This is a genomic window from Oleiagrimonas soli, assembly GCF_000761445.1.
Lineage (GTDB): Bacteria > Pseudomonadota > Gammaproteobacteria > Xanthomonadales > Rhodanobacteraceae > Oleiagrimonas > Oleiagrimonas soli.
Genome location: NZ_KN196471.1, coordinates 230739 through 241553 on the forward strand (window position 1 = coordinate 230739; position 10815 = coordinate 241553).

At 68.3% G+C, this 10815-nt stretch carries 7 protein-coding genes and 1 pseudogene; 4 read left to right on the forward strand and 4 right to left on the reverse strand.

Features of this window, described 5'->3' with window-relative positions; translation table 11 throughout:
• Positions 1–172: 172 nt before the first annotated feature.
• The 4 genes from LF63_RS14790 to LF63_RS14805 form a co-directional block, all read right to left on the reverse strand.
• The gene (locus LF63_RS14790; protein WP_043104398.1) at positions 173–1723 is read right to left on the reverse strand and encodes an amino acid permease; all 1551 of its coding nucleotides are present in this window, start codon (positions 1721–1723) and stop codon (positions 173–175) included.
• A 373-nt stretch (positions 1724–2096) separates the two neighbouring features.
• Complete coding sequence (locus tag LF63_RS14795) at positions 2097–3350, reverse strand: sterol desaturase family protein (protein ID WP_043104400.1); 1254 nt, start codon at positions 3348–3350, stop codon at positions 2097–2099.
• 1 nt (position 3351) lies between these two features.
• The gene (locus LF63_RS14800) at positions 3352–4044 is read right to left on the reverse strand and encodes a lysoplasmalogenase (protein ID WP_052395346.1); all 693 of its coding nucleotides are present in this window, start codon (positions 4042–4044) and stop codon (positions 3352–3354) included.
• A 4-nt stretch (positions 4045–4048) separates the two neighbouring features.
• Entirely contained in the window at positions 4049–6502 is a 2454-nt protein-coding gene (locus tag LF63_RS14805; RefSeq protein WP_161782361.1) for a TonB-dependent receptor, read from the reverse strand.
• A gap of 239 nt (positions 6503–6741) precedes the next feature.
• Here LF63_RS14805 and LF63_RS14810 point away from each other — a divergent pair, with 239 nt between their 5' ends.
• The 4 genes and pseudogenes from LF63_RS14810 to LF63_RS16055 form a co-directional block, all read left to right on the forward strand.
• Positions 6742–8736, forward strand: a complete 1995-nt coding sequence (locus LF63_RS14810) for a bifunctional 2',3'-cyclic-nucleotide 2'-phosphodiesterase/3'-nucleotidase (RefSeq protein ID WP_043104405.1) — start codon at positions 6742–6744, stop codon at positions 8734–8736.
• Between the two features lie 476 nt (positions 8737–9212).
• Positions 9213–9356: a hypothetical protein gene (locus LF63_RS15985; protein WP_154662676.1), complete on the forward strand. Its 144-nt coding sequence runs from the start codon at positions 9213–9215 to the stop codon at positions 9354–9356.
• Positions 9357–9455: 99 nt separating this feature from the next.
• Positions 9456–10583 (forward strand): homoserine dehydrogenase family protein, encoded by a 1128-nt coding sequence (locus LF63_RS14815; protein ID WP_043104552.1) that lies wholly within the window; start codon positions 9456–9458, stop codon positions 10581–10583.
• A pseudogene (locus LF63_RS16055) lies at positions 10580–10815 on the forward strand (homoserine kinase); the annotation flags it as partial. The gene LF63_RS14815 and the pseudogene LF63_RS16055, both read left to right, overlap by 4 nt.

Sequence of the window (10815 nt, forward strand, 5' to 3'; positions counted from 1 at the left end):
GCGTGTGCGAACGGCGGACGATCCCGCCATCCTAGAGCAGGCATGCGGCCTCCCCCGCATGCCAAAGGTCATGCCGGAACGCACCGGCATGCGGCAGAACGCCACCCCGGGCACGAAAACGCCCGCTGTCGCACGGGGCGACAGCGGGCGCGGAACCCAGGCGCTTCCGGGCTTACTCGCCCCGGTTCTGGGCCTCGACCTTGCTGTGCCTCATGCCGTAGGCAAGGTAGATCGCCAGGCCGATCGCCATCCAGATCACGAAACGCCAGATGGTGATGATGTCCAGGCCGCCGATCGGGTGGTACTGACCGTTCTCGAACCACGGCCAGCCGATGATCAGGAACAGCGAGAACAGAATGCCCAGCGGCGCCAGTACCCAGATGGCCGGGGTGCGGAAGCGTCGCTCCAGCTCCGGCCTGCGGATGCGCAGGATCAGCACCGAGGCGCAGATCAGGATGAACGCCGACAGCGTGCCGATGTTGACCAGCTCGGCCAGCTCGCGGATCGGCAGGAAGCCGGCCGCCAGCGCGGTGAAGATGCCCAGCACCATGGTCGGACGGTACGGTGTGCCGTACTTCGGATGGCTCTTGGCGAACCAGCCCGGCAACAGGCCGTCGCGCGACAGCGCGAACCAGATGCGCGCCGCGCCCAGCATGAAGGCGAACACCACGCTGGCGATGCCGCAGACCGCGGCGATGTCGATGATGGCGCTGATCCAGTGCAGATCGCGCGCGGCAAACACCGCGCTGACCGGGGCCTGGCTGGCCAGGATCATCTGGTCGCAGTGGCCGGCGGCCTGGCTCGGATCGACGCAGCCGTTGTACGGCACCATGCCGGTCAGCACCAGCGAGATGGCCAGGTACATCAGCATCGAGATGCCCAGGGAGGCGAGCACCGCCAGCGGCAGATCGCGCTGCGGATTCTTCGACTCCTCGGCCGCCGTGGTCAGCGTGTCGTAACCGAACACCGCGAAGAACACGATGCTCGACGCCGCCAGCACGCCGTTCATGCCGTAGCGGGTGCCGCCGGTGGCGGCCGCGTCATGCACCAAGTCCGGAATGAACGGCGTCCAGTTCGAGGTGTGCACGTAGAACGCGCCGGCGACGATGACGATGCCGACGCCGATCACCTTCATCGACACCACGATGGTGTTGAAGCGCGCGCCGATCTCGGTGCGCATGATCTGGATCCAGGCCATGCCCAGCGCCACGGCGACGGCGATGATGTTGACCACACGGCCGCTGTCCGGATGCGCCGGGTCGTAGGCGCCCTGCAGCCAGATCGGCAGATGCAGACCGGTGACGTCGGCGATCAGCGATTGCAGGTAGTTGGACGTGCCTGCCGCGACCACGCCGACGATCAGCGCGTACTCGACCAGCAAGTCCCAGCCGATGATCCAGGCCGGCAGTTCGCCCAGCACGGCGTAGCCGTAGGTGTAGGCGCTGCCGGTAACCGGAATCATGCCGGCGAACTCGGCGTAGGAAAGCGCCGCGCAGGCGCTGCCGATACCGGCAACGAGGAAGCTGATGACGACCGCCGGACCGGCGTTGAGCGCGGCCTCGTGCGGCGCCAGCACGAACACGCCGACGCCGACGATGGCGCCGATGCCGATCGCGGTCAGCTGCCACACGCCCATGGTGCGGCGGAAATCGGTGCTTGCACCGGCGTCGGATTGCAACTGTTCGACGGATTTGCGTCGGATCAGTTTGGACCAGAATCCCATGCATGACCCCTTGGATTGAGATGGTTGTGGATGCGGAATGCAGCATGGCGGGGCAACAACGACAGCCTCGCGCCACGGATACACGGTGCCAAGATGCGCCAGCGGCGCGCTCCCTTCGTCGGTGCAACCGGAACCGTACGCCAGGCGCTACGGTACCCCCTACATGATGCGGATCGAGCCGGCACCGGACTCGATCCGACATGTTGCGCGAGCATTGTTCACGCAACACGACCCGAGACGCTTCTCGGACCCTCTTTGTTGCACAGCAGTACACAAACATACCAGAGTCGTGTCGGCATTGCTGAACGACGCTTGACGCCTCGCCGCACGTAACATCCGGAAAAACGTCGGAAAACCCCGCGCTCGCGGGCTTTCAGGCCGTCGAAGCCGTCGCCGTGCCGGTCGAACGACGCGCCCCCAGCAGCAACATCACGCTCAACGCCGCCAGAACCGCGACCACGCCCTGCACCGCGACCGGCAACGGCGCGCCGAACCAGCGCCCCACCGCGAGTACCGTCGCCGCCGTGGCCAGCACGCGCACGATTTCCGCGATGCGCGCCCAGCCTCGTCCTTCCAGCGCCAACCCCAGCAGCGTCAGCGCCATCGCCATGTAGCCGAAATACGCCAGCAGCCAGGGCCACGGCATGTGCGCCTGCGCCATCAGGAAATGCAGCGCCATCCCCAACAGCAGCAGGAACTGCAGCGCGCCGTAGGTCTTGAGCAGCCCCCCCATCGGCGGATCGTAGATCGCCCGGTTCATGTCGAACGCGGGCTTGGGATAACGCGCCGCCACATCGGCCGGTCGCCAGCCCGGTCGTCGCAGCCAGATCTGCAGGCGGTCGCGCCAGCGGCGCGCGCGCGACGCGTCGAGCAGCGTGGCCCAGTACACCTCGGCGTTGGCCCACAGCGGATTCCAGCTGCGCAGCGGCGAACGCGTGCCGTAGCGCGGCGGGTCCTCGGCCCGTTCCGGCTGGAAAGTGCCGAACAGGCGATCCCACAGGATCAGGATGCCGCCGTAGTTGCGGTCCACGTAGCGGTCGTTGACGGCGTGATGCACGCGATGGTTCGACGGCGAGGCGAACACCCGGTCGAACCAGCCCAGACGCCCCACCTCTTCGGTGTGGATCCAGAACTGGTACAGCAAGTCGATCAGCGCCACCACCGCGAACACCTCGACCGGCACCCCGGCCACCGCCAGCGGCAGATAAAACACCCAGCCCAGCAACGCGCCGCTGCTGGTCTGACGCAGCGCGGTGCTGAGGTTGTAGCACTCGCTCTGGTGATGGACCACGTGCGCGGCCCACAGCACGTTGACCTCGTGCCCCATGCGGTGCAGCCAGTAGTAGCAGAAGTCGTAAGCGAGCAGCGCCCCGGCCCACACCCACAGGCTGTCGGCGGGCAAGGCAAACAGCGCCAGATGCGCCACGCACCACGCGTAGATGCCGATGGTCAGCGTCTTGGTGAACACGCCCGTCAGCTGCGACAGGATGCCCAGCCCGATGCTGTTGATGGCGTCATTGAGCCGGTAGCGCTTGTGCCCGCGCCAGGCGGCCACGGCGGCTTCGACCGCCATCAGCAGGAAGAAGCCGGGAATCGCGTACAACATGATGACGGCGGCGGCGTTCACGTCAGGCCTTCGCGGTACGCGCGTCGGCGGCCATCGTCGGCACGCGCACCGAATGGGCGATGCAGGCGATGGCCGCGTAGTAGGTGCCCAGAATCCACAGAGACGCCAGCGGCAGCGGAGCATGGAAGCGGTTGCATGCCAGCAGTGTATCGCTGAGCAGGAACAGCGCCGCGCCCGCCGCCGCAAATTTCGCCGCACGTGCGGCCGCGCCCTGCCCGTGGCTGCGGTACGCTCGCCCGAACGCCTGCCCGGCCATCAGGCTGATCACGCAGATGTAGAACGCCACCGGCACGCGCAGCGTCGAGGGAATGTCCGGCCACAGCGCCACCGCGACCGCCGCGCCGAGCGCGAGGCACCCCAGCATCGCCGGCCACCAGGCCGGTCGCTCCATGCCTTGTGCAAAGGCCAGCAGGAACGCCAGGTGCGCCATCAGGAAGCAGCCCAGCCCCGGCAGGAACGCGTTCCACGGCGGCAGCAGGCAGATATCGCCGAGCAGGCACCACGCCAGGCCGACTGCGATCGTCGTGCGGTAACAGGACGACAGCGGCGACAACGCCGACCACGCGCCGATCAGGATCAGCAGCGTGGCCAGTGGCTTGGCCGCCTGATACAGCAGCAGACCGCGCTCGCCCAGCAGCGCGCCGGCGATGGCGGCCGCGGCCACGGGCGCGATGACGAGCCGCCAGCCTTTCATGCGCTCAGAAACGGCCGGACAGGCTGATGCCGAAGGTGCGCGGCGCGCCCGGAATGTACGTCGGCAGGCCGAACGTCGCACCCGTATTGCCGGCGTCGAGCAGGTACTTCTCGCCGGTCAGGTTGCGCGCCCACAAGCCGACGTCCCAGGCGCCGCGATCGAAGGTCATGCCCAGGCGCAGGTTCAGCAGACCGTAGGCCTTCTGGTAGTAGTTCGGGTTGTTGTCGTCCTCGAAATACACCGCCGACTTCCAGCTGTAGCTCGGACGCACGTAGAACGCGCGGCCGCCGTCCATCGGGATGTCCCACAGCAGCGCCAGCGAGGCCGAGTTGTCCGGCGTCAGACGCAGGCGGTTGCCGGCCCACTGCTGCGGGTTGCCGTTCTTGTCGGTGTCGGCGAAGCGGGCGTGGATGTAGTTGTAGTTGAACAGCAGACTGGCGTGATCGCTGAGCTTGCCCTGCAGCGACATCTCCAGACCGTGCGCGTTGGCGCGGCCGGCGTTGCGCACGATGTAGCGCGCGTCCTGGTAGATGGTGCTCTGGAAGTCGCTGTAGCGGTAGCGGTACACGGCCACGTCGTAGAGGAAACGGCCATCGGCGGCATCGCCCTTCACGCCGGCCTCGGCGCTGAGCAGGATTTCCGGCGGCAGGGTCTCGCTGCCGTCGGCGCTGACCTGGATCACGTTCGGCTTGCGGCCGCGCGCGACGCTGGCGTAGGCGTTGACGTGATCGCCGACCTGCCAGGCGCCGACCAGCCGTCCGACCACGCTGGTGAAGCTGCCCTGACCGGTCACCTTGCCGTTGGTCGGCGCGAACAGGTCGTTCGGCGTCACCGGCATGAAGCCGTTGTTGAGACCGAGGAAGCCCAGCGTGCCCGGCACCGTCGTGTTGTAGACCTGATAGCCGGAGCGGATGCGCTCGCGCGAGACGCGCACGCCGGCGGTCAGATCGAAGCGATCGGTGACGTGCCAGGTGCCGTCGGCGAACGCGTCCAGCGCGCGCGTGTTGCTGCTGTCGGCGTAGCCCTCGCTCATGTTCGTGTTGAACGGCACCGGCGTGCTGTACAGCAGCGAGGCCACCGGGTTGATCTGCGGAAACGCCGCCAGCTGCTGGCGCAGCAACTGCTGCACGTACGGCACCGGCAGGTCGGTCGGCTGCCCCAGCAGCGCGCCCGGCACGTAGCCGGACGGGAAAAAGCGCGGCAGGCCGTCGACGATCACGTATGGGAAGAACTGGCTCTCGTCGTACTGGATCGTCACGTGCTCCAGGGCATCGTCCTGGAAATAGCTCAGACCGCCGAACGCGGTCAGCGCGCCGCCGGCGTCGTAGTTGAAGCGGAACTCCTGGCTGAACTGGTGCGAGCGCACGTGCGTGTCGATCTCGACCAGGTCGTACGGCGAGCCGTCGGCATCCAGCTTCTCGGCCGAGTCGACGTGGCGGTAGCCGGTGATGCTGGTCAGGCGCCAGTCGTCGTTGAGCTTGAAGTCGCCGAGCATGGTCAGGCCGCCGAGCCGGCGGTCGATGCCCAGCTGCTTGCCGCGGTTGAGGTCGGCCGGTCCCCACACGTCGGTCGAACCGTAGCGGTTCGGGATCGTGCGACTGTGGAAATCGGTGCCCGGCGGCGTGTCGCGCTGAACGTTGCCGATCAGCGTGATGCTGCTGTCATCGCCGAGCTTGAACAGCAGGCTGGGACGGATGGCGACGGTGTTCTGCCCGTTCAGCCGACCGCCGCTGAGATTCTCGTAATAGCCCTCGTGGGTGGCGCTGTAGACCGCCAGGCGGCCGAAGACGTTGTCGCTGAGCGGCGTGTTGGCGAAGCCGCTGAACTGCATCGCCTGGTAGTTGCCCAGGCTCAGGTCGTAGCCGGCGCGGGTCGCGTCGACCGGCTTGTTCTCGATCAGCGAGATCGCGCCGCTTTCCGCACCGCGGCCGAACAGCGTGCTCTGCGGGCCGCGCAGCACCTCGATGCGCTGCATGTCGAACATCGCCACGTTGGAGCCCTGCAGGCGGCTGATGTCGACGCCGTCCTGGAAGATCGACACGCGCGAGGTCTGCGTCGCAGCGGTGTCGTCCGAGGTCAGGCCGCGGATCTGGTAGCCCGGCGTGTTCGGGCTCTGCAGCTCGGCGTTGAAGCCGGGCACGTAGTCGCTTAGATCCTGCGCGTTCTGGATGTTCATGTCCTTGAGGAACGCGCCCGAGTAGGCCGACATCGCGATCGGTACGTCGGAGACCTGCTGCTCGCGCTTCTGCGCGGTGACGGTGATGCTGTGCAGGTTCACCGCCTGCGGCGCGCCAGAAGCGGACGCGGCCGGCGCCGGGCCGTTGTCCGTGGCCTGCGGCGTCGCCGCGTGATCCGCCAGCGCCGCGCCGGCCGGCGCCAGCAAGGCCAGTCCCACGGCCGTCGTCAGCGCGCGACGCGCCATCCGTGACGCCCGCGCGCCGGAATGCGAATGCCTCATCGAATGTCCTCCCCAAGATGGAAACACGCCGCCGACGGACCCGTGGCCGCCGACATCGGGTAGCGATGCGCTCCCCCCGGAACGCGTCGTGCGTCGATCATAACCAAAGCGCATACGCGGTGAAACGATCGTTTGTTCCGCGCATGGCGCGACCGACCGGACCGCCTTCCGCGCCGTGACTTGCGGACGACACATCGCGATGCTGTCATGAGTGGCCTCTCGCCGATTCCTGTCTTGCCATGTCCCTGCGCCGCATCGCCCTTTCCTCGCTGAGCCTGCTGGCCGGCCTGTGCCTGAGCGCCGTCAGCTTCGCCGCCACCGTGCCCGCCGGCACCGCCGCGCGCGTGACGCTGCTGGAAACCACCGACCTGCACAGCCACATCCTGAGCTACGACTATTACAAGCTGTCGGCGGACCCGCAGGTCGGTCTGGAACGCACCGCGACACTGATCCAACGCGCCCGCGCGACCTTCCCCAACACCCTGCTGTTCGACGACGGCGACACCATCCAGGGCTCGGTGCTGGCCGACTACCAGGCGCTGGCGCATCCCGTGCCATGCGACCGCGAACTGGCGATCTACCGGGCCATGGACACGCTGGGCTATGCCGCCGGCACCATCGGCAACCACGAGTTCAACTACGGTCTGCCGTTCCTGGCCCTGGTCACCAACGACCGCATGCACGTGGCCGGCGTGAAGCCGCGCCGCTGCGCCGGCCCGCGCTTCCCGCTGGTGCTGTCCAACGTGTTCAGCGCCGAGGACGGCCAGCCGATCTACCGCCCGTGGCGCGTGATCGAGAAGACCGTCACCGCCACCACGCCCGACGGCAAGACCGTGCGCGTGCCGCTGCGCATCGGCGTGCTGGGCTTCGCGCCGCCGCCGATCATGCAGTGGGACAAGCGACATCTGGATGGCAAGGTCACAGTGATGGGCGTGGTCGACGCCGCGCGCAAGTATCTGCCGCAGCTTCGGGCGCAGCATCCGGACCTGATCGTCGCTTTGGTCCACGGCGGCCTCGACAACGGTCCGTACACGCCGAAGATGGAGAACGCCGGCTGGTACCTGGCCAAGGACGTGCCGGGCATCGACGCGATGCTGCTCGGTCACCAGCACCAGGCCTTCCCCGGGCCGCATTTCCAGGGCATGCCCGGCGTCGACACCGAGCGCGGCACCGTGCACGGCATGCCGGCGGTGATGGGCGGCTTCTTCGGCAAGGACCTCGGCGTGATTCATCTTAAGCTGGTGCGCAAGGACGGCCACTGGGTGTCCGACCGCGCCGCCGCGCGCAGCGAGGTGATGCCGATCTGCACAAGCAAGACCGACTGCGTGCCGGCCGACCCGCACATTGCGCCGCTCGTGGCGGCGGTGCAGAAGGCCACCGTCACCTACGTCAACACGCCCATCGGCCGCACCGATTTCCGCATGACCAGCGTGTTCGCCGACCTCGGCAACGTCAGCGCGCTGAGCATCGTCAACGCCGCGCAGCGCGACTACGTGAAGCACTGGATCGCCGAGAACCGGCCCGACCTGAAGGACATCCCCGTGCTGTCCGCCGCCGCCGCCTTCCGCACCGGCTTCGGCGGCCCCGACGACTACACCGACGTATCGCCCGGCGCGCTGACCCTGCGCAGCGCCGCCGACCTGTACTACTACCCGAACACCCTGGCCGCAGTGCGCGTCGACGGCGCGGGCCTGAAGGCGTGGCTGGAACAATCCGCCCGCCGCTTCCAGCGCATCGACCCGACGAAGACGACGCCGCAGGCGCTCATCAACCCCAACTACACCGGGTACAACTTCGACCAGATCGAAGGCGGCGTGCACTACCTGATCGACGTCAGCCAACCGGTCGGCCAGCGCATCCGCGATCTGACCTGGGACGGCAAGCCGGTACGCGCCGACCAGACCTTCATCGTCGCCACCAACAACTACCGCGCCAGCGGCGGCGGCCACTTCCCGGGCCTGGACGGCCACGCCACCGTGCTCGACGCGCCGGACGCCAACCGCGAGATTCTGGTGCAATGGATCCGCGCCCATTCGCACGTCACCCGCGCCGACTTCGGCCCGCGCCCGTGGCAATTCGCGCCGCTGAAGACGCAGGGCCCGGTGACGATCACCGCCCCGACCGACGCGCTGGACGTGACCCGCGGCGACCACGTCGGCGCCGTACGCAAACTGCACGACGACGGCAACGGCCTGGCGACCTACGTCATCGACCTCGGCAAAAAGCAGGACTGATCCGGCGACAGGAACCTCGTCTGGACTGCACCATAGATACGCCCTTCAGTCGTACCTCGGGCACTCCTTTTGGTCGTACCACAGGCGCTTCCTTCGATCGCATCACTGGCACTTCCTTCGGTCGCACCACAGGCACTTCCTTCGGTCGTCATCTCGGCGAAAGCCGGGACCCAGTGCCTGTCGATTCTTCCAGAGATGCAAAGACGCTGGGTGACTCGCTGCGCTCGCCCCTCCGGGGCCGTCCTTCGGACGTTCTGCGCGCTTCGCGCTTGTCCGGCTTTCGCCGGGATGACCGCTTTCTTCGGAAGCGTTTGGGAGCAGCCATGCATCCGCGGACGTAGCTGGTTCCCGGCCAGCCACGCGACTGGGTTCACCACGCCGAATCCTGTTCGTGCGTGATGACCCGGTCACGTATCTGCCCACTTATGCCATTTGCTTCATTGACCGCCGCGCCCGCGCCGGACTAGGTTCGAGGCATGCATCTTGACGCGCGCCCGCATCGATTCATCGATATCTCGGCTTCCGACCGAGGCGCGGTGCGCATGTGCACGACGACCACGACCATGACGACCACCGGCACCGGTACCACCGGCCCGGGGCAGGTGTTCGTGCGCGACTGATTCCATCACGCAAACGGCCCGCCCCGCACCGGACGGGGCCGTGATGCGACCCCCGACGACGCAGGACACGGGCCTCTCCAGGGAGGCAACACCGTGAACATGCACGCATCGCAACTGGACCCCGACTGCCTGCAGCCGCGGACGCCCGCGCCGACGCCCGCCCTGCGGCGGCTGACCGTGGGCGTGGTCGGGCCCGGTCGCGTCGGCAGTGCGTTGCTGGAACAGCTGCGCGCCGCGCGCGAACGTCTGCGGCGCGAACAGCACATCGACGTGCACCTGCGCGTGGTCGCGGACAGCCGGCGCATGTGGCTGGACAGCGACGACGATGCGCTCAACGCCCGCCACGGCGGCGCGCAGACCTGGCGACCGTCCAGCCTCGACGACGTCGCAGCCTGCCTGCATGGCGCGCCGGGCGCGGTGATCGTCGACTGCAGCGCCAGCGAGGCCGTCGCCGCGCGCTACGCCGACTGGCTCGCCGCCGGCCTGCATGTGGTCACGCCGAACAAGCTCGCGCCCAGCGGGCCGCTGCCGCACTGGCGCGCACTGCAGGACCTTGCCCGCACGCAGCGCGTGCAGCTGCGCTACGAAGCCACGGTCGGCGCGGGCCTGCCGGTGGTGCAGACCCTGCGCGACCTGCTCGACACCGGCGACGAACTGATCGCGCTGGAAGGCATGCTGTCCGGCACCCTGGCCTGGCTGTGCGATGCCTACGACGGCCAGCGCCCGTTTTCCGCACTGGTGCGCGAAGCCCATGAGTTGGGCTACACCGAACCTGATCCGCGCGCCGATCTGGACGGCCTGGACGTGGCGCGCAAACTGGTGATCCTGGCGCGCGAAAGCGGTCGCGGGCTTTCCCTCGACGACGTCTCGGTGCAGTCTCTGGTGCCGGACGCCCTGCGCCACGTCGATCGCGAGCATTTCATGGACCACTTGCACCTGCTGGACGCGCCGATGGCGGCGCGGCACGCCGAAGCCGCCGCCCAGGGCGCGGTGCTACGCCACGTCGGCCGCCTCGATGCGGACGGCCGCGCCCACGTCGGCCTGGTCGCGCTACCCGCCGGACACGCCTTCGCGCAGGCGCGCGGCGCCGACAACATCGTGCAGTTCCATACCCGCCGCTACGCCGACACGCCGCTGCGCGTGCAGGGTCCCGGCGCCGGCCCCGACGTCACCGCCGGCGGCGTGTTCACCGATCTGCTGCGCGTGGCCGCGGAGGCACGCGCATGAGCGCGGACATTACCAACGAAGCCTGCGCCTGGGCGCCGGCCAGCGTCGGCAACATCGGCGTCGGCTTCGACCTGCTCGGCCACAGCCTCGACGGCGCCGGCGACCGCGCGCGCGTGCGCCGCATCGACGAACCGGTGGTGCGCATCGACGGCATCGACGGCTGCGTCACCGACTTGCCGCGCGAAGCCGCCGCCAACACCGCCGGACAGGCGCTGATCGCGCTGCGCGAGGC